Source organism: Chromobacterium sp. W521, assembly GCF_052805975.1.
Genome location: NZ_JBRBAF010000011.1, coordinates 27,954 through 53,297, shown reverse-complemented (window position 1 = coordinate 53,297; position 25,344 = coordinate 27,954). Strand labels below are relative to the sequence as shown.

The 25,344-nt window shown below is 61.7% G+C and carries 24 protein-coding genes, 1 tRNA gene and 1 pseudogene; 8 read left to right on the top strand and 18 right to left on the bottom strand.

Annotated elements, in window-relative coordinates; translation table 11 throughout:
• Positions 1-224: 224 nt before the first annotated feature.
• The 9 genes from corA to ACUXV1_RS17700 all read right to left on the bottom strand — a co-directional run bounded on the left by corA (position 225) and on the right by ACUXV1_RS17700 (position 7,903).
• Positions 225-1,304: a magnesium/cobalt transporter CorA gene (corA, locus tag ACUXV1_RS17740; RefSeq protein WP_446016103.1), complete on the bottom strand. Its 1,080-nt coding sequence runs from the start codon at positions 1,302-1,304 to the stop codon at positions 225-227.
• 7 nt (positions 1,305-1,311) lie between these two features.
• Positions 1,312-2,799 carry an exopolyphosphatase gene (gene ppx, locus ACUXV1_RS17735; protein WP_420897108.1) on the bottom strand — a complete coding sequence of 496 codons (1,488 nt, stop codon included), beginning with the start codon at positions 2,797-2,799 and terminating at the stop codon, positions 1,312-1,314.
• 198 nt (positions 2,800-2,997) lie between these two features.
• Entirely contained in the window at positions 2,998-3,699 is a 702-nt protein-coding gene (gene phoU / locus ACUXV1_RS17730; protein ID WP_043637634.1) for a phosphate signaling complex protein PhoU, read from the bottom strand.
• Positions 3,700-3,966: 267 nt separating this feature from the next.
• Entirely contained in the window at positions 3,967-4,626 is a 660-nt protein-coding gene (rpiA, locus tag ACUXV1_RS17725; RefSeq protein ID WP_043637632.1) for a ribose-5-phosphate isomerase RpiA, read from the bottom strand.
• Positions 4,627-4,739: 113 nt separating this feature from the next.
• Positions 4,740-5,216, bottom strand: a complete 477-nt coding sequence (gene ispF, locus ACUXV1_RS17720) for a 2-C-methyl-D-erythritol 2,4-cyclodiphosphate synthase (protein WP_081555399.1) — start codon at positions 5,214-5,216, stop codon at positions 4,740-4,742.
• Between the two features lies 1 nt (position 5,217).
• Positions 5,218-5,901 carry a 2-C-methyl-D-erythritol 4-phosphate cytidylyltransferase gene (ispD, locus tag ACUXV1_RS17715; RefSeq protein WP_194427737.1) on the bottom strand — a complete coding sequence of 228 codons (684 nt, stop codon included), beginning with the start codon at positions 5,899-5,901 and terminating at the stop codon, positions 5,218-5,220.
• Entirely contained in the window at positions 5,898-6,617 is a 720-nt protein-coding gene (gene dnaQ, locus ACUXV1_RS17710) for a DNA polymerase III subunit epsilon (protein WP_081555398.1), read from the bottom strand. Before dnaQ ends, ispD begins: the two co-directional genes overlap by 4 nt.
• Before the next feature lie 70 nt (positions 6,618-6,687).
• Positions 6,688-7,131 carry a ribonuclease HI gene (gene rnhA, locus ACUXV1_RS17705; protein WP_039756195.1) on the bottom strand — a complete coding sequence of 148 codons (444 nt, stop codon included), beginning with the start codon at positions 7,129-7,131 and terminating at the stop codon, positions 6,688-6,690.
• Between the two features lie 46 nt (positions 7,132-7,177).
• Entirely contained in the window at positions 7,178-7,903 is a 726-nt protein-coding gene (locus ACUXV1_RS17700; protein WP_019103604.1) for a class I SAM-dependent methyltransferase, read from the bottom strand.
• A 13-nt stretch (positions 7,904-7,916) separates the two neighbouring features.
• Here ACUXV1_RS17700 and gloB point away from each other — a divergent pair, with 13 nt between their 5' ends.
• Positions 7,917-8,681: a hydroxyacylglutathione hydrolase gene (gene gloB, locus ACUXV1_RS17695; RefSeq protein WP_043590904.1), complete on the top strand. Its 765-nt coding sequence runs from the start codon at positions 7,917-7,919 to the stop codon at positions 8,679-8,681.
• A gap of 314 nt (positions 8,682-8,995) precedes the next feature.
• On the top strand, positions 8,996-10,816 hold the full coding sequence (locus ACUXV1_RS17690) for a LysM peptidoglycan-binding domain-containing protein (RefSeq protein WP_446016101.1): 1,821 nt from the start codon (positions 8,996-8,998) through the stop codon (positions 10,814-10,816).
• Positions 10,817-11,015: 199 nt separating this feature from the next.
• Here ACUXV1_RS17690 and ACUXV1_RS17685 read toward each other — a convergent pair whose 3' ends face one another.
• The gene (locus ACUXV1_RS17685) at positions 11,016-12,095 is read right to left on the bottom strand and encodes an FUSC family protein (RefSeq protein ID WP_194427735.1); all 1,080 of its coding nucleotides are present in this window, start codon (positions 12,093-12,095) and stop codon (positions 11,016-11,018) included.
• A gap of 3 nt (positions 12,096-12,098) precedes the next feature.
• Positions 12,099-12,551: a D-aminoacyl-tRNA deacylase gene (gene dtd / locus ACUXV1_RS17680; RefSeq protein ID WP_019103608.1), complete on the bottom strand. Its 453-nt coding sequence runs from the start codon at positions 12,549-12,551 to the stop codon at positions 12,099-12,101.
• Positions 12,552-12,686: 135 nt separating this feature from the next.
• Between dtd and yaaA the strand changes: the two genes are divergently transcribed.
• Entirely contained in the window at positions 12,687-13,460 is a 774-nt protein-coding gene (yaaA, locus tag ACUXV1_RS17675; RefSeq protein ID WP_194427734.1) for a peroxide stress protein YaaA, read from the top strand.
• Here yaaA and ACUXV1_RS17670 read toward each other — a convergent pair whose 3' ends face one another.
• Positions 13,461-14,456 (bottom strand): 2-hydroxyacid dehydrogenase, encoded by a 996-nt coding sequence (locus tag ACUXV1_RS17670; RefSeq protein WP_446016100.1) that lies wholly within the window; start codon positions 14,454-14,456, stop codon positions 13,461-13,463. It abuts the gene before it with no gap.
• A gap of 242 nt (positions 14,457-14,698) precedes the next feature.
• On the opposite strand from ACUXV1_RS17670, the gene ACUXV1_RS17665 reads away from it, so the two are divergent.
• The 5 genes from ACUXV1_RS17665 to ACUXV1_RS17645 are packed head-to-tail and all read left to right on the top strand — an operon-like array spanning position 14,699 to position 19,654.
• Positions 14,699-16,033: an MFS transporter gene (locus ACUXV1_RS17665; RefSeq protein ID WP_337881724.1), complete on the top strand. Its 1,335-nt coding sequence runs from the start codon at positions 14,699-14,701 to the stop codon at positions 16,031-16,033.
• Complete coding sequence (locus ACUXV1_RS17660) at positions 16,017-17,285, top strand: Zn-dependent hydrolase (RefSeq protein WP_446016099.1); 1,269 nt, start codon at positions 16,017-16,019, stop codon at positions 17,283-17,285. Before ACUXV1_RS17665 ends, ACUXV1_RS17660 begins: the two co-directional genes overlap by 17 nt.
• Positions 17,282-18,310 (top strand): histone deacetylase family protein, encoded by a 1,029-nt coding sequence (locus tag ACUXV1_RS17655; protein ID WP_446016098.1) that lies wholly within the window; start codon positions 17,282-17,284, stop codon positions 18,308-18,310. Before ACUXV1_RS17660 ends, ACUXV1_RS17655 begins: the two co-directional genes overlap by 4 nt.
• A gap of 16 nt (positions 18,311-18,326) precedes the next feature.
• Positions 18,327-19,322 (top strand): LysR family transcriptional regulator, encoded by a 996-nt coding sequence (locus ACUXV1_RS17650; protein ID WP_114152082.1) that lies wholly within the window; start codon positions 18,327-18,329, stop codon positions 19,320-19,322.
• Between the two features lie 11 nt (positions 19,323-19,333).
• A complete protein-coding gene (locus tag ACUXV1_RS17645) occupies positions 19,334-19,654 on the top strand; it encodes a DUF1484 family protein (protein WP_114152083.1) in 321 nt (106 codons plus the stop codon).
• Between the two features lie 30 nt (positions 19,655-19,684).
• On the opposite strand, the pseudogene ACUXV1_RS17640 reads toward ACUXV1_RS17645, so the two are convergent.
• From ACUXV1_RS17640 to ACUXV1_RS17615, 6 genes and pseudogenes are all read right to left on the bottom strand, one after another.
• Positions 19,685-19,806 (bottom strand): annotated as a pseudogene (locus tag ACUXV1_RS17640) (IS3 family transposase); the annotation flags it as partial.
• 178 nt (positions 19,807-19,984) lie between these two features.
• Positions 19,985-20,061, bottom strand: a tRNA-Met gene (locus ACUXV1_RS17635).
• Between the two features lie 421 nt (positions 20,062-20,482).
• The gene (locus ACUXV1_RS17630; protein ID WP_043591039.1) at positions 20,483-21,109 is read right to left on the bottom strand and encodes a VC0807 family protein; all 627 of its coding nucleotides are present in this window, start codon (positions 21,107-21,109) and stop codon (positions 20,483-20,485) included.
• A gap of 173 nt (positions 21,110-21,282) precedes the next feature.
• A complete protein-coding gene (locus ACUXV1_RS17625; protein ID WP_019103612.1) occupies positions 21,283-21,468 on the bottom strand; it encodes a hypothetical protein in 186 nt (61 codons plus the stop codon).
• Positions 21,469-21,723: 255 nt separating this feature from the next.
• Positions 21,724-23,784 (bottom strand): methionine--tRNA ligase, encoded by a 2,061-nt coding sequence (metG, locus tag ACUXV1_RS17620; protein WP_446016097.1) that lies wholly within the window; start codon positions 23,782-23,784, stop codon positions 21,724-21,726.
• A 152-nt stretch (positions 23,785-23,936) separates the two neighbouring features.
• Positions 23,937-25,199 carry an MdfA family multidrug efflux MFS transporter gene (locus ACUXV1_RS17615; RefSeq protein WP_446016096.1) on the bottom strand — a complete coding sequence of 421 codons (1,263 nt, stop codon included), beginning with the start codon at positions 25,197-25,199 and terminating at the stop codon, positions 23,937-23,939.
• Positions 25,200-25,344: the final 145 nt, after the last annotated feature.

The following is a 25,344-nucleotide window of genomic DNA, read 5'->3' as shown; positions in this document are numbered from 1 at the left end:
AGCACGCCCCGGCGCGAACCGCGCCGGGGATCACTCGCGCATCAATCGCCATGAAACGTGTTGGCATGGGAATCTTGCTGCTGCGTGTCGTGAGACGCCCCACGGTGAGCACGGCTCTGAAGTGCTCTTGTGCCCGTTCTCTCAGCCGTTTTCGCCTTGTCCCGCCCTGGCTCGCGAGATCGTAAACACGGGTGTGCAAGGCGCAGGGAAACGCAAGCAAGGCCCTAGAGCCAGCGCCTTTTCCAGAACAACCAGCTCAATCCGCCGGCAATGCCCAGCATCGCCACCAACACCAGATGGTAGCCATAATGCCATTTCAGCTCCGGCATGTATTCGAAATTCATGCCGTAGATGCCGGCGATCAGCGTCAGCGGCATGAAGATCATGGTCAATACGGTGAGCACCCGCATTTGCAGGTTGAGGCGGTGAGATTGGGTGGAGAGGTAAAGGTCCAACATATCGCCCACCATCTCACGCGACATTTCCAGGGACTCGATCACATGCATGGTGTGATCATAGGCGTCTTGCAGATAGACCAGCGTTTCCGGCTTGAAGAAGCCGTGCTCGCCGCGATTCAGCGAAATCAACATTTCCCGCATCGGCATCAGCGCGCGGCGCAGTTTCAGGCAATCGCGCTTCAGACGCTGAATCTGCATCAACACGCCCTGGTCGCGGTCTCGCAGCAGGGTGCTATCCATGCGCTCCACCCTTTCGTTGAACTCGGTGAGCACGCCGAAGTAGTCGTCTATCATCGCGTCCAGCAAGGAATAACCCAGATAGTCCGCCTCCTTGTGACGCAGCAGGCCGCGTCCGCGGCGCAGCCGCTCCCGCACTTCCTCGAACACGCCGGTGGGGCGCTCCTGGAAGGTGAGCACGAAGCGACGGCCGATGACCAGGTAGATCTGATCGGACAACAGCCTCCCAGTGCCGTTCTCGCTGTGTTGGTGGTAGTCGAACACCCGGCCGGCGATAAACAGGTAGTCGCCGTAGTCTTCCACCTTGGGCCGCTGCCGCGCGTTCATGATGTCTTCCAGCACCAGCGCGTGCAGGCCAAAGCGCTGGCCGATGGCACGCATCACCTCGGGCTGGTGCAGACCATAGACGTTGAGCCAGAGCACGCCGTCGCCGGACTGGTGGGCCATGCCTTCGGCCACGGTTTGGAACGAGGTTTCCTGCAGTTGCTCCGGCCCGTATTCAAACAGCGAGATCGAGGCTTCCGGCAGCTTGGCCTCCCCCACCGACAGCAGGGTGCCAGGCGCTTCACCCAACGTGGGTATGCGTTTTTTCAGCGTGGTGTGACGCATGGGCGGCTCACACTTGCTCAATGTCGAGCACGAAGCCGACGTTTTTCCATTGGCCGACTTCCTGTTTGAAGCCGCTGGCGGTCAGCGGACTGCCCTTCAACCAGGCTTTGTTCAGCGTCAGCGCGAAGCCGGTGGCGTGCTGGCGCAGGTCCAGCCGGTCCGGCAGCACGATGCTGTTGCGGCTGCGATGGAACAGCACCGCCAGGCGCAGCGCCACCACCGCCTGCCACAGGCTGGCGTCTTCCATGTATTGACGCATCTTGCCCATGTCGCCGCGATGCCCCAGCACGATGGCGGCCAGCGTGGCTTGTTCGCGCTTGGAGAAGCCCGGCATGTCGGCGTGTTGCAGGATGTAGGAAGAGTGTTTGTGATAGGCGGTGTGGGAGATGGTGAGGCCGATCTCATGCAGCTTGGCCGCCCATAGCAGGCGTTTGAGCATGGATTGGTCGACGTCCTCCCCGGCCACCATGCGGTACAGGCGTTCGGCCAACGCGGTGACGCGCTCGGACTGGGCGGTGTCCACATGGTAACGGCGCTTGAACTGGGCGACCGTGGTATCGCGCATGTCCTTCTCGCGTTGGCGGCCCAGCAGGTCGTATAGCACGCCGTCACGCAAAGCGCCTTCGGCCACCGTCATTTTGTCGATGGCCAGTTCCTGAAACACCGCAATCATGATGGCGAGGCCGCCGGCCAGCACCGGCGCACGGTCGGCCTTGAGGCCGTTGACGTCGATGGCGTCGATGCTGCCCTGGCGGATCAACAGCGCCTTGAGCTTTTCCATGCCGGCCAAGGTGATGTCGGCGCTGCTCCAGTCGTTGATTTCGAGCACGTCGCGCAGCGAGCGCGCGGTGCCGGAAGTGCCCACCGCCAGCTGCCATTCTTCGCGCTGGTATTGATGGGCAATGCGCTGGATTTCATTGCGCGCGGCCAGGATAGCATCTTGGAAATTGGCTTGGCTCAATTTGCCATCACCAAAATAACGCAGCGTGAAGCTGACGCAGCCCAGCGGCAGGCTTTCCGTGACCAAAGCCTTGTAATGGCTGCCGATGATGAACTCGGTGGATCCGCCGCCGATGTCCACCACCATGCGCCGCTCCTTGGTGTCCGGCAACGAGTGGGCGGCGCCCAGATAGATCAGCCGCGCTTCTTCTCGGCCGGCAATCACCTCAATGGGAAACCCCAGCAGCGGCTCGGCCTTGGCGATGAAATCCGCCGCGTTCTTGGCCACGCGCAGGGTATTGGTGCCCACCGCACGCACTTGGGCCGGGGTGAAGCCGCGCAGACGCTCGCCAAAGCGGGCGAGACAGGCCAGCGCCTTGTCCTGGGTTTCCTGGTCCAACTGTTTGTCGGCGGTCAGGCCCGCGCCCAGGCGCACGGTCTCCTTCATCACGTCCAGCGCGTACAGCTGGTCGTCCACCACCCGCGACACTTGCAGGCGGAAGCTGTTGGAGCCCATATCGATGGTGGCGAGCACGTTGTTTGGGGGCGTGGTCAGTGTCAAAGACACCCCTTCTCTCTTTATCAAGGCCCGCGCCCGCGCGGCTGCGCCAGCGGAAACGGGGGGATTCATCATCAGGTTGGAACGCCGGGGGACTGGCACGGACGCCGGACGCAACAATGGCGGCAACACCGAATGTTACCGCCATTTTAGGCAAACCGTCATGTCAAGTCGCCGTGACAGGCGCGGCCAGGCTCAGCCCAGGGTTTCTCGCTTCTTGGTTTCCAGCGTAGTGTGACGAATGTCCTTGCCTTTGACCAAGTACACCACGTATTCGGAAATATTGGTGGCGTGATCGCCAATGCGCTCTATCGCCTTGGAGATGAACAAAGTGTCGATGGACATGCTGATGGTGCGCGGGTCTTCCATCATGAAGGTGATCAGCTGACGCAGTTCGGAGGCGAAATCCTCGTCCAGTTCCTGGTCGGCCTCGGCCAATTCCAAGGCGGCGCTGGTGTCTAGGCGGGCGAAGGCGTCCAGCGCGCGGCGCAACATGCCCAGCGCCGAATCCGCCATTTTCTCGATTTCGCGGAAGCGCGGCATCTGGTAGCGCTCCGATTGATAAATGGTCTTGCCCATGCGCGCGATCTTCTTGGCTTCGTCGCCGATGCGCTCCAGATCCGTGATCACCTTGATCACGGTGAACACGATGCGAAGGTCGCTGGCGGCCGGCTGACGGCGGGCGATGATGTGCAGGCAGTCGTCGTCGATGGTGACTTCCATCGCGTTGACCAGCGCGTCTTCGGCAATCACCTTGTCCAGCTTGTCAATGTCGCCTGCCAGCAGGGCTTCCACCGCGGACAAAATCTGCTGCTCCACCAGTCCGCCCATCTGCAGGACGCGGGTGCGGATGGTTTCCAGCTCCATATCGAACTGTTTGGAAATATGCTCTGCCATGTCTGCCCCAAACCAAAACCTGTCAAAAAACGCTATGTTAATGCGGGCAGATGACGACGATGTGACAATTCATCTGCCCGCTTGCGGGCGGCGGCAAGCCCGCTAGAAGGCTAGCGCGCTCCGGCGAAACTTGCTCAGAACGTGTTTACGATCCCGTGAAAGCGACCGAAGAAACGGAATGCACATACGGTGTACAGGCATTCCGACTGCGGTTTCACGCCCCTTTCTATCCATCCCGCCAACGCGCAGCTAATCGTAAACGGGTTCTTAACGGATTTCTTCCACGCCGCTTTGTTTTCCCAACACCAGCACATCGGCGCGGCGGCGGGCGAACAGGCCGCAGGTAACCACGCCGGCCAGGTGGTTGATGATTTCTTCCAGTTCCACCGGCTTCTGAATCTTCAAGCCGTGCACGTCCAGGATCACATTGCCGTTGTCGGTGGTCACGCCCTGACGCAGCTCCGGGTGGCCGCCCAGCTTGACCAGCTCGCGCGCCACATAGCTGCGCGCCATCGGGATCACTTCTATGGGCAGCGGGAAACCGCCCAACATGGTGACGTATTTGGTTTCGTCGGCGATGCAGATGAACTGCTCGGCCACGCTGGCGACGATCTTCTCGCGGGTCAGCGCGGCGCCGCCGCCTTTGATCATGTGCAGATGGTGGTTGATTTCGTCCGCGCCGTCGATATACACCGGCAACGCATCCACTTCGTTCAGGTCGAACACCGGGATGTGGTGAGCTTTGAGGCGGGCGGTGGAGGCGTCGGAGCTGGACACCGCGCCGCGGATGCGGCCCTTGATCGCGGCCAGCTCTTCGATGAACAGATTGACGGTGCTGCCGGTACCCACGCCGACGATGCTGTCGTCCGGCACGAATTCAATGGCCTTCTTGGCCACGGCAAGCTTCAGTTGGTCCTGAGTCAACATGGTAATGCCTCCTGTGTTTGGATGGTGTTGCGCCGGGCGGATTATGGCACGGGGCGATCCGCCAGACACCTGTCATCAATTGCGAGCCGCAAACCGCGAATCGCGGCGCGGTGTTACACGGACGTCAGCAGGCAGACGGCTTGCGCCTCTATCGCCTCGCAACGCCCCAGATAGCCCAGCTTCTCGTTGGTTTTACCCTTGACGTTGACCGCGTCGAGGTCCAGGCCGAGGTCTTCGGCGATGGCGGCGCGCATCGCGTCGATGTGCGGCGCCAGCTTGGGCTGCTGCGCAATCAGCGTGCTGTCCACATTCACCGGTTTCCAGCCGGCGGCGCGCACGCGCTTGGCCGCTTCACGCAGCAGCGCGCGGCTGTCCGCGCCCTTGAATTCGGGATCGGTGTCCGGAAAGTGACGGCCGATATCGCCCAACGCCGCCGCGCCCAGCAGCGCGTCGGTAATCGCGTGCAACAAGGCGTCGGCGTCGGAGTGGCCCAACAACCCCTTCTCGTGCGGAATGTTCACGCCGCCCAGGATCAACGGCCGGCCGGCCACCAGTTGGTGCACATCGTAGCCCTGTCCCACTCGAAACATATCAATCCTTTCTTGCCGCCAGCACCGCGCGCGCCAAGGCCAGATCGCGCGGATAAGTCACTTTGAAATTCTGAGCATCGCCTTCCACCAGGCGCGGCTTGCCGCCGCAGCGCTCTATCGCGGAGGCTTCGTCGGTCACGTCAGCCAGATCGCCGCCTTGCAGGGCCTCTCGCAATTTTCCGTGGCGGAACATCTGCGGGGTTTGCGCCAGCCACAGGCCGGCGCGCGAAACAGTGACCGCCACGCGCTGCTCCGCGTCCGCGCGCTTCACGGTGTCAGGCACCGGCAAGGCCAGCAGGCCGCCCACCGGGTCGTCCCCGACTTCCGCCAGCAGCCGCTCCACCGCGTCCGCGGTCAGACAGCAACGCGCGGCGTCGTGCACCAATATCCAGTCGTCGGCACCGCAGTCCAGCGCCGCCAGGCCGTTGCGCACGCTCTCGGCGCGGCTGACGCCGCCCACGCGCAACACTTGCAGCTTGGGAATGTCCCAGTCGAAATCGTCAAACCACTCGTCGCAGGGAGAAATCACCACCGCCACCGCCTCAACGGCGGCCACAGAGGCCAACGCCTGCAGGGTATGCCACATCAGCGGCTTGCCGTTCAGTTGCAGGTATTGTTTGGGACTGGGCGCGCCGAAGCGGCTGCCATGGCCAGCGGCCGGCACCAGCGCCAGGTAGCGGCTCACGCGCCCTCTCCGGCCGGCGTCTCCAGGCTGCGCCACAGGCAGGTGCCCTTCACCGATTTGTCCAGATCGTTCAAATAAGCTTGATGATCGGCCAGCTCCTGCTCATTGGCGCGCTTGACGATCAACGGCTTGCGCTCGAAATCCAGCGCGCCGTGCTGGCCATTGGGCAAGTCGACGTCGATGTCCATCACCAGGCTTTCCTGGCCGCGGGTCATCCATAGATAGACTTCGGACAACAATTCGCAGTCCACCAGCGCGCCGTGCAAGGTGCGGTTGGAGCGGTCGATCTCGAAGCGGTCGCACAAGGCGTCCAGGCTGTTGCGCTTGCCGGGGAACAGATCGCGCGCTTCGCGCAGCGTATCCACCACGTTGGCGCACAGGTTCTTGATGGACGGCAGGCCCACTCTTTCGAATTCGGCGTTGAGGAAGCCGACGTCAAACGGCGCATTGTGGATGATCAGCTCCGCGTCGCGCAGGAAGTCGGCCACTTCCTCGGCCACCTCGCGGAACTTGGGTTTGCCTTCCAGAAATTCCAGCGAGATGCCGTGCACGCGCTGGGCATCCGGATCGATATCGCGCTCCGGATGGATATAAAGATGCAGATGCTTGCCGGTGAGCTTGCGGTTGATCATTTCCAGGCCGGCGAACTCGATGATGCGATGGCCTTGGGCGTGTTCGAGACCGGTGGTTTCGGTATCGAGAATGATTTGTCTCATGCGCTATCCTGGCGGCGGCCGCAGCCAGCGGCGCCGCTCTGAACTCTGAAGAAAGGCAGGCGCGGCCGGATCAGGCCAGCTCCACGCCTCGGTTGGCCAACTGATCGGCCCGTTCGTTGAACTCATGGCCGGCGTGGCCTTTGACCCAGCGCCACTCCACATGCAGGTGGCGGTTGCGCTCGGCGTCCAATTGCTGCCACAGATCGGCATTCTTCACCGGCTCCTTGGCCGCGGTCTTCCAGCCCCGCGCCTTCCAGCCGTGAATCCACTCGGAAATGCCTTTTTGCACATATTGGGAGTCGGTGTACACCACCACCCGGCAGGGCCGGTTCAACGTGGCCAGGCCCTTGATCACGGCCAGCAACTCCATGCGGTTGTTGGTGGTGTTGGCCTCGCCGCCGCACAATTCCTTTTCCTTGCCTTTGAAGCGCAGCAAAGCGCCCCATCCGCCCGGCCCCGGATTGCCCTTGCAGGCGCCGTCGGTATACATCTCTACCTTGTCTTCAGTCGTCATGCTGTCTCGTCATTGCCGGGGCTTGCGTCCCGCTTGCTGTGTTGTCTCATGGTTCCCTGTGACTGTGATGACGCTCGTTGCCGGCGGCCACCGCCAGACCGGTTTTGGCCTTGGCCTGCTTCCAATTGGGCAGGATCAAGCGCATGCCGCGCTGACGTTTGATCGCCTCAATGCCGTACACGCCGGCGGCCAATGGCCACCAGCGGTCCCCGGCCCGCTCCATGAAGCGGAAGCGTTGCACCCAGTCGCAGCGGGAAAACGGCGGCGCGTAGCCCATGAAGCCCCCGCTCGCGGGCTCCAGTTCCAGCAGGGTCAGCCAGTCCTTGATGCGCACCAAAGACAGAAAGTTGCCGCTCCACGGCGCGTTTTCGCGCCCCTGGACCAGCCGGCGCACGCCCCATAGCGACACCGGATTGAAGCCGGTGAGGATCAGCCGGCCCTCCGGCATCAGCACGCGCTCGGCTTCCCGCAGTACCTGATGCGGCACGGTGGTAAAATCCAGCACATGCGGCATCACCAACAGGTCCAGGCTGCGGCTCTCGAACGGCAGTTGCTCCGGATCGCACAGGATCTGAGCCGGTCCGGAATCGGCGACGCGGCACTGCCAGGGAATGCGGTTGGCGCGCAGGAAGTCGACTTCCGGCAATCCCAACTGCACCGCATGGAAGCCGAACACGTCGGCGACGGCGCGATCGAAATAAGCCTGCTCCCGCTCCAGCAGATAACATCCCAATTCGCTGGAGCTCAGCCAGTCGCTAAACGAATTCTTCATTGAGAGAAGCCTTATGCCAGCCAAATTCACCGTCAGCCCGGTAGGGGCCTTCACTGACAATTATATCTGGGTTTTGCATCACAGCGGCCGCGCTGTCGTGGTGGACCCGGGCGAGGCCGCGCCGGTCTTTGCCTTCCTAGAGCGGGAAGGGCTTCAGCTGGAAGCCGTTCTGCTCACCCACCACCACGCCGACCATATCGGCGGCGTGGCCGAGCTGTCCGCGCGCTGGCCGGACGCCCCCGTCTACGGCCCCGCCGACATCGCCTTGGTCTCTCGCCCGGTGATGGACGGAGCCCGCGTCGAGCTCTCCTTCGGCGCGGCCTTGGTGCTGGAAGTTCCGGGCCACACGCTGAACCACCTGGCCTATGTGATCGACGACGCGCTGTTTTGCGGCGATACCCTGTTCGGCGCCGGCTGTGGCCGACTGTTCGAAGGCACGCCGCGGCAAATGCATGATTCGCTGGCCAAGCTGGCCGCGCTGCCGAACGCCACCAAGGTCTACCCGGCTCATGAGTACACCTTGGCCAATCTACGCTTCGCGCTGACGGTGGAGCCTGGCAATCCTGTGCTAGCCATCCGCATGAGCCGGGACCTGAAGCTGCGCGAACAGAATCTGCCCACCCTGCCCTCCACCATCAGTCTGGAGCGCGCCAGCAACCCTTTCCTGCGCGCGCATGAGCCTGCGGTGCGCCAGTCCGCCGCGCACTGGAGCGGCCAAGCTCTTGATGAGGTTGTCGAAGTCTTTGCCGCGTTGCGCGAGTGGAAAAATCGCTTCTGAGGAATTTGTTCATGAGCTCGCAAGTTACAGCGAAACAAGGCGAAAAAGACGGGAAAAACGGAAGACCCATCTCCGTTCCTCAGCCCTTCAAAGGCGTTTTCAAGGCCGTATCGCCGACGCGCGGAGGTCCGTGAGCAAACGCTGAAACCATGACAAGAAACTATATCCTGATCGCCACTGTTAAAAATAACTGGCACAGGACAGTCTGTATGGCCTATATGTCAGCAAAGCACATGAAGTTATTTGGTTTTTTGGTTGACACCCCTATGTTGGCTGTTTAGCATCAGCCGAAATCAGAATTCCGGGCCCGCCAAATGAATCGCTTCACCCCGTTGGCACTTTCGCTGTCATTTGTTTTTTTATTTGCCTCCGCCGCGCACGCGGACGGGGCGTTTCGCCAATCCGTCGGCGTGGACGAGGGCCTGGCCGCCGGCCTGGACATGATGCTGCTGAACTCCAGCCTGCTTCGCAACGGCGACAACGTTTGGGAACGCGCGCGCGAAGGCTTCCAACTGCCGGAAGTGAACGCGGAGATCGTGCGCCGCCAGGAACGCTTTTATGCCAGCAAGCCGGAATACTTCCGCCGCACGCTGGACCGCAGTAGAAAATATCTGTTTCACATCATGAACGAAGTGGAGCGCCGCGGCATGCCCACCGAGCTGGCGCTGTTGCCGCTGGTGGAAAGCGCCTTCGTTCCCACCGCGAAATCCCATGTCGGCGCCTCCGGCCTGTGGCAGTTCATGCCGGCCACCGGTCGCCACTACGGACTGGAACAGACTTGGTGGTACGACGGCCGCCGCGACGTGATGGAAGCCACCCGCGCAGCGCTGGACTATCTAGAAAACCTGTATGGGCAGTTTGGCGACTGGAACATCGCGCTGGCCGCCTACAACTGGGGCGAGGGCAACGTCTCCCGCGCCATCGCCCGGCTGCAGGCCAGCGGCCAGGAAGTGACTTACGAAAATATCCGCATGCCCAACGAAACGCGCAACTACGCGCCCAAGTTGCTGGCGGTGCGCAACATTCTCAACGATCCGGCCAAGTTCGGCGTGCGCCTGGACAAATTCCCCAACAAGCCTTACTTCGTTGCGGTTTCCACCGGCAAGCACATGAACATCGACATCGCCGCCAAGCTGGCCGGCATGTCCATCAGCGAATTCAAAGAACTGAATCCGGCCTTCAACCTGCCGGTATACGCGCACAAAAACGGCCGTCAGATGCTGATCCCGGCTGCCAAGGCCGACAAGTTCCAGGCCAACCTGGCCAAGTGGGACAAGCCGCTGCTCACCTGGGAAGTCTACACTCCGCCCGCGGACGCCAACGTCAGCCTGATCGCCAGCGAGCACGGCATGAGCGCCGGCCAGCTGATGAGTGCCAACAATCTGAGCAGCACCTCGCTCAAGGCCGGTCAACCGGTGCTGGTGGCGATGAGCAAGGATCAGCGCGATATCCGTCCGCTGGACGCCACAGATACCGCCTTGCCGGAAAGCGGCGACAGCGCCACCCTGTTGGCGCAGGCGGAAACGCCGCCGCGCGCGGCGCCGGCGGTGATGGTCGCCTCGACCCAAGTCGTCCAGCCAAGCACACCGGTTGCGCAGGCCCAGGCGCCGCAAGCGAGCGCCCAGCCTGCTCCCGCCCTGGCCGCCGCGCCGGAAACGACGCCGACGCAGGCCAAAGCCGTCCTCGTAGCGACGGCTCCCGCGGCAACGGCTGCTGCCGTGGCGGACGCCGACGGCAATTACACCGTGGCCGCAGGCGACACCCTGTACAGCATCGCCCGCCGCTTCAACCTCGGCCTGGACGATTTGAAAGCGGCCAACCAGCTGGACTCCAACACCGTTCTGGTGGGCCAGGTGTTGAACGTCAACAAGACCATGGACAAAAGCGTAACGCTGCTGGCGGACAACCGAGCCAGCCAGGCGCAGCAAGACGCCTTGCTCAAAGTCAGCAGCCTGCAGATCAACCAGCGCGCCACCGGCAGCGTGCCGGCCGAATACGTGGTGCAGCGCGGCGACACCCTGTTCAGCATCGCCCGCCGCTTTGGCGTCAACCACAACGATATCCAGCGCTGGAACGATTCCCGCCAGTTGACCCGGCTGCAACCAGGCCAGAAAGTGCGTATCCAGGGCCTGTAAGAGCTTGTTCAAAGTCTCGCGAGCAAGAGCGAGACAATGCGAAAACGAGCGAAAAACGGAATTTACGAGTGGTACATCAGCATTTTGAGCTTGTTTTAACGCCGTATCGCCGACGCGCAGCAGACTTTGAACAGGTTCTAAGAGCTTACTCCCCCCAAAAAAAAGCCAGAGCAAGCCCTGGCTTTTTTCATGTCCGCCACTATCGGCCGCGTCCTTGACTGGCGCTGCTCAGCCAGCGCCACACCATCAGCAGCACCCCGCGGCTGGGCGGCGGCACCTGCATCAAGCTGGGCAGCAGCAGCGCCAAGTCTTCGCGCAAATGCTCGGCAACCAGATTGAACTCCGCGGTCAGCCAGTGGCAATACGAAGGCTTGTCCAGCGCCAGCGGGCTCACGGCCTCCTCCAGCGTCTCCGCCAGCATTCCCGGCTGGTTGAAGCGCATCCCGTGAGCCGCGCGCATCAGCGTGCGAACAATGGCGCGGCGCGACTCCGCGCCGTCGGTCAAGGCCGGCGTGTCCTGGGCGACCTCGCTCATCCGGTCCAGCAGGCTGCACAGGGCGCGTTGCCGCCGCTGGATGGCGTCAAAACGGCCGCCGGGCAGGCCGGACTCCTGCACCGCTGCCGCGACCAGCGCGCGCATGCGGATCAAACGGCTATTAAAACGCTCCAGCGCCAGCCCGGCGTCCACCTCGCGCCGCCGTGCGATTTTGCTGTACAGGGTGGCCGCTTCGCGCAAATTGTCCGCCAGCAAGAAGCGCCAGCTGTCTATCGCCCGCAATGGAAACAGCCCGGCGGCCACCAAGCCCAGCACAGATCCGGCCAGCACATTGAAGCTGCGCCACAGCGCGGCCTCAACTGGCTCGTTGCCTAAACCGGCCACAATCACCATGGTCAGCCCCACCAGCAGCGCCAAATACTCGCCCTTGCCCAGCGCGAACCAGGCGCTGAGCATCACCAGCGCCGTCATCCACGCATAGCAAGACAGCGGAGAGTGACGGTACAGAGCCATCGCCACCAGGCCCGCCGCCGCGCCCAGCAAGGAACCGCCCATGCGCTGCAAGGCCTTGCGCCTCACCCCGCCCCAATGCGGCACGCTGCCCAGCACGATCAGGATGGTCACCAACATCCAGCTGCCGTGGGGTATCTCGAACAACAGGTTCAAGCCGAGTCCAACCAGAAACGCCGCGGCTACTCGCAGCACATGCGCCTGCCGGGCATACAGGTTCAGATAATACGGCGTCAACAGAATGCGCCATGACCGCCAGCGGCTACCCTCCATCGCTCACTCCATCGTCTTGCTGTCCAGCCAGATCGTCACCGGACCATCATTGACCAACGCCACCTGCATGTCCGCGCCAAATACGCCGGTGGGCACCGGCTTGCCCAGGGTCTCCGCCATCGCGGCGACAAACTGATCAAACAAGGGCCTAGACCGCTCCGGCCGCGCCGCGCGCGAATACGATGGCCGGTTCCCCTTCTTGGTGCTGGCAAACAAGGTGAACTGGCTGACCGCCAATACCTCGCCGCCGCAATCCAGCACCGAACGATTCATCACCCCGGCCTCGTCGTTAAAAATCCGCAGTTGGCTGAGCTTGCGCGTCAGCCAGGTAATATCCTCCGCCCCGTCCTCTTCTTCTATGCCCACCAGCAGCAGCAGTCCTGAACCAATTTCCCCGGTTACGCGCCCCTCCACCGTCACCGACGCCTGCCTCACCCGCTGCACCAATACCCGCATGTCTTCTCCTTGCCTGACCATCATAGATTCAAATCCTGGCCTGCATTTTAGAGCCAAGCAAGCCGCCGGTCACGACGGCGGGCCAAGCCCGGCGCAGTCCAGTACAATGGCGGTTGCTCAATAAGGATTCGTCTCATGCTGATGGTCATCTCCCCAGCCAAAACGCTGGACTTCGACACCCCCGCCGCCACCGATCAATACACCCAGCCGGACTTCCTGCACCACAGCGCCGAGCTGATCCAGGAGCTGCGCGCCAAGAGCCCGCTGGAAATCGGCAAGTTGATGGGCATCAGCGACGCGCTGGCGCAATTGAACGTGGGCCGCTACCACGACTGGCAAGCGCCGTTCAGCCCGGCCAACGCCAAACAAGCAGTGCTGGCGTTCAAAGGCGACGTCTACGAAGGCCTGAACGCCGCCAACCTGGAGCCAAGCCAGATGAGCTATCTGCAAAACCATTTGCGCATTCTGTCCGGGCTCTACGGCGCGCTGCGGCCGCTCGACCTGATGCAGCCCTACCGGCTGGAGATGGGCACCCGCCTGAGCAACCCGCGCGGCAAAAACCTGTACGAGTTCTGGGGCAACACCGTCACCCACGCCTTGAACGCGGTGCTGGAGCAAAGAAAAGACCCGGTATTGGTGAATCTGGCCTCGGAGGAATACTTCAAGGCAGTGAAACCCGCCAAGCTCAACGGCAGCCTGATCACCCCGGTGTTCCAGGACCGCAAGAACGGCCAGTACAAAATCATCAGCTTCTACGCCAAGCGCGCGCGCGGCATGATGGTGCGCTGGGCCGCACTGCATCAGGTCAGCCAGCCGGAACAACTCAAGCACTTTGACAGCGCCGGTTACGCCTACGATGCGACAGCCTCCAGCGAACTCACCTGGGTATTCCGCCGCGATCTTCCCTGACTAAACGGAGATGGCGTTGACCAGCGCCTCCCCCCGCTCGAAAGCGCCGGCGTTGCCTAAGGTGGTGTCGGCGATATTCATCAGCGCCTCCCGCGTCAGAAAGCCCTGGTGGGAAGTTACCAGCACATTGGGGAAAGTCAGCAAACGCGCCAGTTGATCGTCCTGCAGCCCGCTTTCCGACAGGTTCTCGAAAAACACGCCTTCTTCCATCTCGTACACATCCAGGCCCACGCCGGACAAGCGCCCTGCCTTCAGCGCCTCCAGCAAGGCGGCGGTGTCGACCAGGCCGCCACGACTGGTATTGATCAACACCGCGCCCGGCTTCATCCGTCCCAGCGTCTCGCGATTGATCAAGTGCCGGCTTTCCGCCGTCAACGGCAAATGCAGGCTGATCACATCCGCCCGCCGCCAGATTTCCTCCAAAGATACGAACTCGCAACCCAGACTGGCCGCCAGTTCGGCATTGGGATACAGATCATAGGCCAGCACCCGCATGCCAAAGCCGCGGGCGATGGACATCGTGGCCTGACCGATTCGGCCGGCGCCAAAGACGCCCATGGTCTTGCCGTGAAGATCGAAACCCACCAACCCATCCAGCGAAAAATCCATCTCCCGCACCCGGGTATAGGACTTGTGAATGCGACGCACCACTGCCAGCAACAGAGCAAAGGCGTGCTCGGCGACCGCGTGCGGCGAATAGGCCGGCACCCGGGTCACCGCGATGCCTTGCTGGCGGCAAGCCGCCAGATCCACGCCGTTGTAGCCGGCGCAGCGCAAAGTCACCAGCTTCACACCCGCCGCCGCCAGCTTCGCCACCACCGCGGCGTCCAGCCTGTCGTTGACGAAAGGACATACCGCATCCACCCCCTGAACCAGCCCCACGGTGTCCTGATTCAAGCGCGGCTCGAAAAAATGTAGTTGATGGTGGTGATTTTGATTGGCGGCCTCCAGCGCGTGGCGGTCGTAATTCTTGGCGTCAAAAACGGCAATGCGCATGCTGCGGCTCCGGAAGCGGATGAATGCACTCACTATAAGGCAGCGCGACACCGACCGAAAAGCCACGCGCTCTTACCGCCGCCGTCCAGGTCCTATGCGCCGGCCACGGCAAGCCGCGTAAAAATATAATTACAGGTAATAGACAAGATGCATATTGATGATTTGACTGCGGCGCAGACCTACGTAATAAATGACCCTGCCATCAACACCTTAAACTCTCACCGCAAGGGCGGACTATCTACATGGAAAATATTATTTCAAGTAATAGTAAATCCAGGGCGCTGTCTCCAAGCGCCCGACAGCCGGCTCGCGCCGGGCTGGCCGCCTTTGTCGGCACCATGATCGAGTGGTATGACTTTTACATCTACGGCACCGCCGCCGCTCTGGTATTCGGCCAACTGTTCTTCCCTCCCGGCGACCCCTTCCTCAGCCGCATGGCCGCCCTGGGCACCTTTGCCGTCGGCTTCTTCGCCCGCCCCTTGGGCGGCATCGTCTTTGGCCACCTGGGAGACAAACTGGGGCGCAAGAAATCACTGGTCATCACGCTGATGATGATGGGTGCGGCCACCGTCTGCATCGGCCTGCTACCCACTTACCAACAAATCGGCCTCTGGGCGCCCATCGCGCTGGTGGCGCTGCGGGTGCTTCAAGGCATTGCCGTGGGCGGCGAATGGGGCGGCGCCGTGTTAATCGCCGGCGAACACGCCGGCCGGCAGCGCCGCACTTTATTCGCCTCCTTCGCCCAACTGGGCAGCCCGGCAGGGCTGATCCTGTCTTTGCTGGCGTTCAAATGGGTCGCCACCATGGAGCCGCAAGCCTTTCTGGACTACGGCTGGCGGCTGCCGTTTCTGGCCAGCGCCGGCTTGCTGCTGATCGGCCTGCTGATCCGACTTGGAGTGAATGAATCCCCCGAGTTCGAAGCCAGCCGCCAACAGCCGGCAGTCAGCGCCGCGCCCCTGCTGGAAGTGGTCGGCAAGGCCTGGCCCTTGCTGCTGCTGTGCATCGGCGCCAACACCATCGGCATTGCCGGCGTCTATTTCACCAACACCTTCATGATCGTGTTCACAACCGAATACCTCGGCCTGGCCAAGTCCGCAATTCTGGCCTGTCTATTCTATGTCGCCTTCATCCAATTCGCCGTTCAGCCTCTGGCGGCCTGGCTGGGCCAAAGATTCGGCGCCGCCCGCTTCCTGAAAATCGCCGCGGGACTTGCCATTCTCTCCCCTTACCCGATGTTCATGCTGGTCAAGCAAGGCGCGTCCAGCGGCAACACTTGGTTGATGGTGACAGGCATCGCTATCTGCGTGATATGCATGGCCAGCTTTTACTCGGTGATCGCGGGCTTCGTCAGCGGCATCTTCGAAACCCGAGTGCGCTACACCGCCATCTCCCTGTCCTACCAAGTTTGCGGCGCCATCGCCGGCGGTCTGACGCCCTTGATCGGCACCCTGCTGGCCCAGCGCTATCACGGCGAATGGTGGCCGCTGGCGGTATTCTATTCTCTGATGTCCGCCGTCTCCCTGCTATCCATCGTGGCTCTGGACCGCCTGCGTCACCGCCATGCCGACCAGCCCTGAGACCATCGCCATGCTGAACATAGACTCCGCTCGCCTATGGCAAAGCCTGCTTGCCATGTCCCAAATCGGCGCTACCGGCCGCGGCGGCGTCTGCCGCCTGGCGCTCAGCGCCGAAGATGCCGCCGGCCGGCGACTGTTCTCCACTTGGTGCCGGCAAGCCGGCATGAGCTTGGTGAGCGACGCTATCGGCAACCTCTTTGCCCGCCGCCCGGGCCGCTGCCTCGAACAGACACCGGTGATGATGGGGAGCCATTTGGACACCCAGCCGGAAGGCGGCAATTTCGACGGCGTTTACGGTGTGCTGGCCGCTCTGGAGGTGGTACGCACGCTGAACGATCATGACATCGACACGCGGCGCCCGCTGGAAATCGCCTGCTGGACCAATGAAGAAGGCGCGCGCTTCGCTCCCGCCATGCTCGGCTCCTCGGTCTTCACAGGTGAATTGCCGCTGGAACAGGCGCTGCGCGCCGCCGACAGCCAGGGCCTCTCGCTGGCCGCCGCCTTGCAAGCCGCCGGCTGCCAGGGCCAACACCCCGTGCCCGGCCCCATGCCGGACGCCTATTTCGAAGCGCATATCGAGCAAGGCCCCATTCTTGAATCCCGGCGAGTGCCGATCGGCGTGGTCAGCGGCGGACAAGGTATTCTGTGGCTGGAGATCGAGCTTGAAGGCGCCAGCGCCCATGCCGGCACGACACCGTTCTCCTACCGCAAGGACGCGCTGCAAGCCGCCGCCGCCTTACTGACGCAATGGGAGCACGACGCGTCCAGCCGTTATCCGCAAGCCCTGTGGACTTGCGGGCAGTTGCAAATCGACAAGCCCTCACGCAACACGGTGCCGGGCAAGGTCCGGTTCAGCCTGGATTTGCGTCACCCCGATGCCGCCAGCCTGCGGCTCATGGCCGACGACCTCCGCGAGCACATTCACGGCATCGCGCAAGCGCGCGGCATCCGCGCCCGCATCGAAACGATATGGCATGCCCCACCCACCCCATTCGACACCGGCTGCCGGCGCTTGCTGGCCGATGCCGCCTCTCGGCTAGGCTATCCCCATCAAGACATCATCAGCGGCGCCGGCCACGACGCCATCGTGCTGGCCCGTCACTGTCCCAGCGCCATGGTGTTCATCCCCTGTCGTGACGGCGTCAGCCACAACGAAGCCGAATCCATCGAGCCCGAGCATGCGGCCATGGGCGCCAATGTGCTGCTCCACGCCGTGCTGGCCCGCGCCAACGCCCAGGAAACCCCAGAATGAAAACCTTCTTCCACCCCCTGCAACGCCAGCATCACCCGCAAAGCTATCTGTCGCGCGGCCAGATGCGCCAGCCTCAAGAAGTGCCGGAGCGCATTGACGCCCTCTTGTCCGCGGTGCGTCAATGGCAATTCCCGCTGCACGAGCCCGCCGATCACGGCATGGAGCCACTCAAAGCAGTGCATGAACGCGACTACCTGGAGTTTCTGCAGCATGGGCACGAGGCCTGGCTTGCCGCCGGACAGGGCGAATGGGGCGAGGAGATGATGTCCAACATCTTCGTCCAGTCGCCCAATGCCGGCCACGGCATTCTGGCCCAGGCCGCCAGACATCAGTTGGATGGCAGCTGCCCGATTGGCCCCCACACCTGGCGGGCCGCCTATTGGTCGGCCCAGGCCGCCGTCGCGGCGGCCGCGGACGTACAAAGCGGCGAGCGGCTCGCTTATGCGCTGTGCCGGCCACCGGGCCATCATGCCCGTCCCAGCGGCGCCGGCGGCTTCTGTTACTTGAACAACGCCGCCATCGCCGCGGAAAGCCTGCGCGCCACTTACCCGCGCGTGGCCATCCTCGACACCGACATGCACCACGGCCAGGGCACTCAGGAAACCTTCTATGCCCGCAGCGACACCTTATACGTCTCCATCCACGGCGACCCCACCAATTTCTACCCGGTGGTGGCCGGCTTCGCGGAAGAACGCGGTGCCGGAGCCGGCCTGGGCCACAACCTGAATCTGCCTATGCGCCACGGCAGCGATGAAGCGGAGTTCTTCCGCCAATTGGAACTGGCGCTTGCCGCCGTCCGCCAGTTCCAGCCCGATGCGCTGGTCCTGTCGCTGGGCTTCGACATCTACCAGGAAGACCCGCAGTCCAAGGTTGCGGTTAGCAGCCAGGGCTTCGCCAGACTAGGACAACGGGTAGCTCAATTGCATCTGCCCACCGTCATCGTGCAGGAAGGCGGTTACCACCTCGACAGCCTGAGCCGCAACGCAGGGCAATTTTTCAGCGGCCTGCTGAACCCGCTCGTCTGAACGAGGAAGACCCCGCATGGGAAAACGCGTCCACACCGTAGAAGCCATCCTCGGCCGGCTCAAGGACACACTGGACTGGAACCTGCTGCGCACCTATCTGGTCATCGTCGAAGAACGCGGCATCAGCCGCGCCGCGGTCCGCCTGCACCTGACCCAACCAGCGATCAGCCGCTCGCTGCAACGGCTGGAAGAACATCTGGGCATGCGCTTGATCAGCCAACGCTCGCCCCAGCACTTCGCCTTGACCAAGGCCGGCGAAGAGGTTTATCGCATCGCCGGCGAAGTACATGGCGCGGTGTCCCGGCTGCAACTTGGCTTGCAGCAAGCCCCTAACCACGACGATGTCACCGGCCTGGTGGTGCTTCAAACCGTCAGTCGCATCGAATCCGCCGTCTACGACAAATGCTTGGCGGAATTCCACCGCCGATACCCACGCGTGGACTTGCGCATTGAGGTGATGCGCAGCGCCGACATCATCAACGCCCTGTTGCAGAAAACCGCCGGGCTGGGCTTGAGCCTGTCCCGCTTCGCCGTGGATAAGCTAGAGCAAAGCTGTATTTTTCCCCAGCGTTACGCCTTGTACTGCGGCCGGCATCACCGGCTGTTTGGCGAAACGGGATTGCGGCTGACCGATCTGCTAGCGGAAAACTTCGTCAGTTTTTCCAGCGATCAGCTAGGCGACTGCCTGTCCGCGCTAACCATTTTCCGCGAACAGGCCGGCTTCACCGGCCGCATCGTTGCCAGTTCGCCCAGCCTGGACGAGATTCGTCGCATGATTTTCGCCGGCTATGGCATCGGCGCGCTGCCCGAACACATCGTGGCCACCGATATCATGCAGCAGCGCTTATGGCGGCTGCCGCCGGAACAAGGCATCGCCAATATCGACATCTACCTGATGTGGCACCGCGAGCGCAGCCTCAGCGCCGCGGAAACCGCCTTCCTCAATTTTTTCCAGACATTCATGCTGGCCTACCCGCCCTGTGAACGGCTGGGCGCCGTCAGCGGCATTTGAAAGACACGCCAATGGATAATCCGGCCTTACCCCCAACCATGCCTACCACGGCCCCAATGCTCACGCTACTCCGCATGAATCTTGGCAAGCGGCAGCGGGATGAGCCGCCACATGAATGGCGGCAACGGGAGCAAGCTTTGAAGCAAATGGAAAAAACGCTGGAACAAAGTCTGGTGGAATTAGATGGAGTCAATATCGCGCTGGCCACATTGGCTCGCCTGCTCAGCCATCACGAAGACCAAGCCTTATCCGGCCCCGGCGTGCAGGCACTGCTGGAACCTTTACAATTGAAGCTGGAAAATATTTTCCGGCAGTTGAACGAACTGACTTAACCACTGAGAAATTTAAGAAGGGGCCGACGTCGGCACATCCACACTGCCAAACCGGCCGCGCCAGAGCTTATGGCTGGCTTCAGAGAAGGCCTGCTTGCTGCATCGCTCGGCAATGGGCATGCCGGCTTCTGCTTCGCGCAGGAACCGATGATCGGCGCTTCGGTGAATCGTTTCTTGAGATCCCAATCCCCACGTGCGGTGGATTGGACTGTAAAGTTACGTGCTACTCAACATTACAGGTGACGTTGAGAGAAAGGTAACGGCGGGCAGAAATGCAAAAAGCCACCTTTTCGGTGGCTATCTTGCTGACTACTAGCACTACTATGAAACTGGTTGCGGGGGCAGGATTTGAACCTACGACCTTCGGGTTATGAGCCCGACGAGCTACCAGACTGCTCCACCCCGCGTCTGATCTGTCTGCTGTGTTTCGTGCAGAGGAGTGAACTATACCCCGCCGCGTTTCCTTGGTCAAGCCTTTTGACAAAAAGATTACAGGCACGCAGAAAGTTCGCACCCAGATGATTCATACTTGTTAACAGTTGATCTTTGCTGCCACACACCTGATCAACAAAGACCGTCTAAAGTGAACTCAAGGTCAGCGCAGTCGTTCTCCCCGAGCGATTGCGGCCCGAGAAGTCAGCCGCCTGTCTGCCAACAGGCACTGCCGATGCGGGCGCGATCTTTGTGTATTTTGGAAGACATTGCCGCTGCGGTTTCGACTGCCAGCGAAGCCGCAAACCAAGCAGCCGTGTCTTTCCTCCTAAGTGTTCATCACGGAACTTCAGGGCCGCTTATGCGGCCCTTTTTTTATTCTCCCTACCCAACACGTCAGGACGCAGCCATCGCCATGGCGGCTTCGCGCCGCATCCGCCGACGATACAGCAAGGTCATCAGACACAACCCGCCCATCACGCCATAGCTGATGAACGGCGCAACCAGCAGAAAACGCTCTACCGGCCAGGTCCAGGCCAGATAAGCGCGCCCGCCGGCCTCCAGGCTCAGGCCCAAACCCCACCACAGGGTCATCCGCTGAATAGCGCGTCTAAAACCGTCAAAGCGCCACAGCTGCTCAAATCGCTCCCGTCCCTGCTCGGACTCTCGCGCCAAGGTCGCACGCGCCAGATAAAACACCAGCGGCCGACGCAGCGCCAAAGACAGCAAGAAACCGCAGCCAATCAAGCCGGTGATCAAGGACTCGCGCAGCAACAGCAGCCGCGCGTCGCCGCCCAGCAGCATGGCCAGCAAGGACAGACCGATCCCCAGCAACACCAACAGGCTCAAGGCGTCCACTCGCCGGAAGCGCAGCAATTCGACCACGCTCCACAATACCGGCGGCAAAGCGGAAAACATCAGCGCGCCGGCTTCGCCCCAGCGTGGCTCGCCATAGCGGTAACACAACCAGGGCAGTAGGAAATTAACGATGATTTCCAATATCAGTTTTGCGCGTTGCGGCACGGAACCTCCGCCATCAAATGCAAAAAGCATGAACAATTTGCATCGAAACGTCAACTGCCTGACTTGAGTTTTTCACACGGGAAGAAACAGACCGGCCAAAAACAAAGCCCCGCGTTTCGCGGGGCTTCATCTGTAATCTGCGCAATGGAATGGACAAACGCAGGGGAGTGGCATCAGGCGGCCGCCTGAATGAAGGCATTGGCGGGATACAAGGCGCTGGCCAAGCCCAAGGCGGACTTGAAAGTCACTTCAAACATCTTGCCAACCTGTCGAATGCTGACCACTTCGTAATGCATGGTAGAGCCGCTGTCCTTGTGCTCAAGGATTTTGTAGCCGGGTTTCAGTTGAGAAATTTTCATGATGGTTCATTCCTTTTTCTTTTTTTTGGGTTGTTCAAAATTCATTTCATCTAGAGACATACCATATTTTCAAAAGTTCCGCCAGCCGGACGAGAATGTTTCGCATTTGGCTTGCAGTGAATGTAACAGCCTCAGATGACAGCCTAGTGAAGATTTCAGGGCCGCGAAATGACGCGGCCCCTGCATGCCAATATGACAGCAGGGGCCGCGGGACCCAACTAGCAAAAAGAACAGTCAGGATTAGGAACTACCGGCTTAGCCGATGCGCATGCCCGGTTTGGCGCCTTGATCGGCGTCCAGCAGGAACAGGCCTTCGCTATCGTCCTGGCCGGAAGCGCAGACGATCATGCCTTGCGATACGCCGAAGCGCATCTTGCGTTCAGCCAAGTTGGCCACCACCACCACATTGCGGCCCACCAGTTTCTCAGGCTCCTGGTAAGCCTTGCGGATGCCGGAGAAGATATTGCGCTTCTCGAAGCCCAGATCCACGGTGAACTGCAGCAGTTTGTCCGAGCCTTCGACGAAGTTGCATTCCAGCACCTTGCCGATGCGCAGATCCAGCTTGGCGAAGTCGTCGATCTTGATGGTTTCGGCCAGCGGCTCGTATTGAGCGGCGGCCGGGGTGTCTGCGGTGGCTTGCATATTCTGTTTGTTCGCTTCTATCAGTTTGTCGATCAGTGCAGGGTCTATGCGCTGCATCAGGTGCTGGTAGGCGTTGATCTTCTTGCCCAGCAGCAGGTTTGCGGCGTCGCTCCAGGCAAGCGGCGCCACGTCGAGGAAGGCTTCCACGCCTTCGGCCAGCTTGGGCAGCACCGGCTTCAGGTAAATGGTGAGCAGACGGAAGGCGTTGATCAACACGGTGCAGACTTCCTGCAAGCGCGCGTCCTGCCCTTCCTGCTTAGCCAGTTCCCACGGCTTGTTGGCGTCCACGTAGGCGTTGACCACGTCGGCCAGCGCCATCACGTCGCGCAGCGCCTTGGCGTATTCGCGCGCTTCGAAGGCGGCGGCCAGTTCGTCGGCGGTGGCCTGCAGCTTGGCGAGGATATCGCCGTCGCTAACCTGGCTGGCCAGCATGCCGTCAAAGCGTTTGGCGATGAAGCCGGCGGAGCGGCTGGCGATGTTGACGAACTTGCCCACCAGGTCGGAATTCACCCGCGCGACGAAGTCGTTCAGGTTGAGGTCGATGTCTTCGATGCGGCCGTTGAGCTTGGCGGCGATGTAATAGCGCATCCACTCCGGGTTCAGGCCGCAATCCAGATAGCTCTTGGCCTGGATGAAGGTGCCGCGAGACTTGGACATCTTCTGCCCGTCCACGGTCAGGAAGCCGTGGGCGAACACGCCGGTGGGCGCGCGCAGGCCGGAGTAGTTCAGCATCGCCGGCCAGAACAAGGCGTGGAAGTACAGGATGTCCTTGCCGATGAAATGGTACATCTCGGTCCGGCTATCCTTGCCGAACCATTCGTCGAAGTTCAGGCCGCTGCGATCGCACAGGTTCTTGAAGCTGGCCATGTAACCGATAGGCGCGTCCAGCCATACATAGAAGTACTTGCCCGGCGCGCCGGGGATTTCGAAGCCGAAATACGGCGCGTCGCGGCTGATGTCCCAGTCCTGCAAGCCGCCGGAAATCCACTCGTTCATCTTGTTCAACGACTCCGGCTGCAGATGCGGCTGAGTCGCGCCGTCTGCGCGCACGCTGCTGCCGCCGGTCCACTGCTTGAGGAAGTCGGCGCATTCGCCCAGGCGGAAGAAGTAGTGCTCGGAAGTTTTCAGCACCGGCTTGGCGCCGGACACGGCCGAATACGGGTTCTTCAGCTCGGTGGGGTTGTAGGTGGCGCCACAGACTTCACAGTTGTCGCCGTACTGATCCTTGGCGCTGCACTTAGGGCATTCTCCCTTGACGAAGCGGTCCGGCAGAAACATTTGCTTTTCCGGATCGAACAGTTGTTCGATGGTGCGGCAGGCAATTTTGTCGTCGGCCTTCAAAGCCAGATAAACCTGCTCCGCCAGCGCCTTGTTTTCCGGGCTGTTGGTGCTGTAGTAGTTGTCGTGGCCGATCAGGAAGCCCTGGGAATCCGCCAGGTGCAGTTCGCGCACGCTGTCCACCAGCTGCTCAGGGGTAATGCCCTGCTTTTCCGCGGCCAGCATGATGGGCGCGCCGTGGGTATCGTCGGCGCAGACGTAATAGCATTCGTGGCCGCGCATCTTCTGGAAGCGCACCCAGATGTCGGTCTGAATCTGTTCCAGCATGTGACCCAGATGCAGCCCCGCGTTGGCGTAAGGCAATGCGCTGGTCACCAGAATCTTGCGTTTGGTCATTAGGATTGTTCCAAAGGTGCGATCTCAAACGATCGATTATAGAGGCAGTCGCCCCCGGCGGTCACGATGGATATCCGGGATGCTGCCGCTGATAAAACAAAGCCCGGCCGCGCATGCGGGCCGGGCTTTAGTTTGCGTAATCAGACGCCGGCTCAAGAAACCTGGCTGGCCAGTTCCAGCTGTTTGGCTTCGGCTTGCTGCGCTCGCTCCAGCATCGCCCAGCGCACAGTACGGCGCGCCACCCGCACATAGGCCAGCGAGAAGGCCAGCGACAGGCAGGCGAAACCCAACATGCCAGCCTGCTGATAAGCGATGCGGAATAGCTCCACGCCCAGCGCGTAGCCGGCCATGGACAGCATGCTCATGCTGGCGGACACCGTGCCCTTGCCGGCGGCGTCGCAAGACATCAAGGCGAAACGATACAGCACGCCAAAGGCCAAGCCTTCGCCGAAGGCCATCAACATCATGCCGGCCACCATGAAGTACTGCGGGTGCGCGGACCAGAGCACGCCGGACAGCATCAGGCTGAGGCCGATCACAATGGGCCACATGCCGATCAACGCGGAACGGCCCAGCGGCCAGCGGCCGGCCACCACCACCAGCGCCAGATTGCCGGCGATCAGGCCGCCGAACACCGGCAACTGCATCAGGCCGTATTCCAGCGCGCTCATGTGCAGATCATGGATCAACAGCACAGGCGACATGGCAATCCAGCCCATCAGCGGCAGCGCCAGCAAGGGAATGCACAGCGCGGACAATACGAAACGGCCGTTGCTGAACACTTTCAGGTAATCCCGCCCCATCTGCGCCAGCGGCAGCTTTTCATGGCTGGGCTGGGTGGTTTCCGGCATTTTCCACAGCAGGCCCAACAAAGCCAGGAAAGACAGCGCGGCGATCAGCAGGAAGCTGGTGCGCCACGGCGCCAGCTCCATCAAGGCGGCGCCGGCCAGCGGGCCGGCCAAGGGAGCGATCAGCGCCACATTGGCCATCAGCGCGGTGACCTTGACCGCGGCCTTTTCTTCAAAGGCTTCCTGCACCGCGGCGTAGCCGACGGCGTTGATGAAGCACAGGCCGATGCCCTGCAGCAGGCGCAGCGCGATGAAGGCTTCGATGGAGCTGACCAGATAGGTGGCCAGGCAGGTCACCGTGAAGTAGGCGACGCCGAACAGCAGCACCGGCCGGCGGCCGATGCGATCGGACAAGGGGCCGGTCAGCCAGGACAGCAGCGCGCCGCCCAGCAAAAAGGCAGTCATCGACGCCGGCACCCAAGAGGCATCGACCAGGAATTCCCGGGTCACGGCCAACATCGCCGGCTGCACCATGTCGTTGCAGATGTAGACGGCGAATTCGAACAGAACCAGAGCCAGCGGGAACAATAGATTGGAACGGCTAAGCTTTGCGTGTAGAGCGGACATTACGGAGATGCAGCCTTTCTGAGACCGGCAAGCGGCGGCGCGCTTGCCCATGCGGCCGGACGGACAAGGGCCAATAAAGCGAAAAAAGGGCGCAATTGTACCTGCAGAACCCCCTCCGCGCAAAGCAATTTTTGCCACAAACACA

What these genes read in the sequence shown, in the direction of transcription:
- ACUXV1_RS17700 (WP_019103604.1), bottom strand. Translation starts at nt 7,903, where the DNA reads ATGAAGAATTCGTTTAGCGACTGGCTGAGCTCCAGCGAATTGGGATGT.
- ACUXV1_RS17660 (WP_446016099.1), top strand. Translation starts at nt 16,017, where the DNA reads ATGCCGACCAGCCCTGAGACCATCGCCATGCTGAACATAGACTCCGCT.
- dnaQ (WP_081555398.1), bottom strand. Translation starts at nt 6,617, where the DNA reads ATGAGACAAATCATTCTCGATACCGAAACCACCGGTCTCGAACACGCC.
- phoU (WP_043637634.1), bottom strand. Translation starts at nt 3,699, where the DNA reads ATGGCAGAGCATATTTCCAAACAGTTCGATATGGAGCTGGAAACCATC.
- gloB (WP_043590904.1), top strand. Translation starts at nt 7,917, where the DNA reads ATGCCAGCCAAATTCACCGTCAGCCCGGTAGGGGCCTTCACTGACAAT.
- rpiA (WP_043637632.1), bottom strand. Translation starts at nt 4,626, where the DNA reads ATGTTGACTCAGGACCAACTGAAGCTTGCCGTGGCCAAGAAGGCCATT.
- ACUXV1_RS17665 (WP_337881724.1), top strand. Translation starts at nt 14,699, where the DNA reads ATGGAAAATATTATTTCAAGTAATAGTAAATCCAGGGCGCTGTCTCCA.
- yaaA (WP_194427734.1), top strand. Translation starts at nt 12,687, where the DNA reads ATGCTGATGGTCATCTCCCCAGCCAAAACGCTGGACTTCGACACCCCC.
- ACUXV1_RS17685 (WP_194427735.1), bottom strand. Translation starts at nt 12,095, where the DNA reads ATGGAGGGTAGCCGCTGGCGGTCATGGCGCATTCTGTTGACGCCGTAT.
- ACUXV1_RS17690 (WP_446016101.1), top strand. Translation starts at nt 8,996, where the DNA reads ATGAATCGCTTCACCCCGTTGGCACTTTCGCTGTCATTTGTTTTTTTA.
- metG (WP_446016097.1), bottom strand. Translation starts at nt 23,784, where the DNA reads ATGACCAAACGCAAGATTCTGGTGACCAGCGCATTGCCTTACGCCAAC.
- ACUXV1_RS17645 (WP_114152083.1), top strand. Translation starts at nt 19,334, where the DNA reads ATGGATAATCCGGCCTTACCCCCAACCATGCCTACCACGGCCCCAATG.
- rnhA (WP_039756195.1), bottom strand. Translation starts at nt 7,131, where the DNA reads ATGACGACTGAAGACAAGGTAGAGATGTATACCGACGGCGCCTGCAAG.
- ACUXV1_RS17625 (WP_019103612.1), bottom strand. Translation starts at nt 21,468, where the DNA reads ATGAAAATTTCTCAACTGAAACCCGGCTACAAAATCCTTGAGCACAAG.
- dtd (WP_019103608.1), bottom strand. Translation starts at nt 12,551, where the DNA reads ATGCGGGTATTGGTGCAGCGGGTGAGGCAGGCGTCGGTGACGGTGGAG.
- ACUXV1_RS17615 (WP_446016096.1), bottom strand. Translation starts at nt 25,199, where the DNA reads ATGTCCGCTCTACACGCAAAGCTTAGCCGTTCCAATCTATTGTTCCCG.
- ACUXV1_RS17650 (WP_114152082.1), top strand. Translation starts at nt 18,327, where the DNA reads ATGGGAAAACGCGTCCACACCGTAGAAGCCATCCTCGGCCGGCTCAAG.
- ispF (WP_081555399.1), bottom strand. Translation starts at nt 5,216, where the DNA reads ATGTTTCGAGTGGGACAGGGCTACGATGTGCACCAACTGGTGGCCGGC.
- ACUXV1_RS17655 (WP_446016098.1), top strand. Translation starts at nt 17,282, where the DNA reads ATGAAAACCTTCTTCCACCCCCTGCAACGCCAGCATCACCCGCAAAGC.
- ACUXV1_RS17670 (WP_446016100.1), bottom strand. Translation starts at nt 14,456, where the DNA reads ATGCGCATTGCCGTTTTTGACGCCAAGAATTACGACCGCCACGCGCTG.
- corA (WP_446016103.1), bottom strand. Translation starts at nt 1,304, where the DNA reads ATGCGTCACACCACGCTGAAAAAACGCATACCCACGTTGGGTGAAGCG.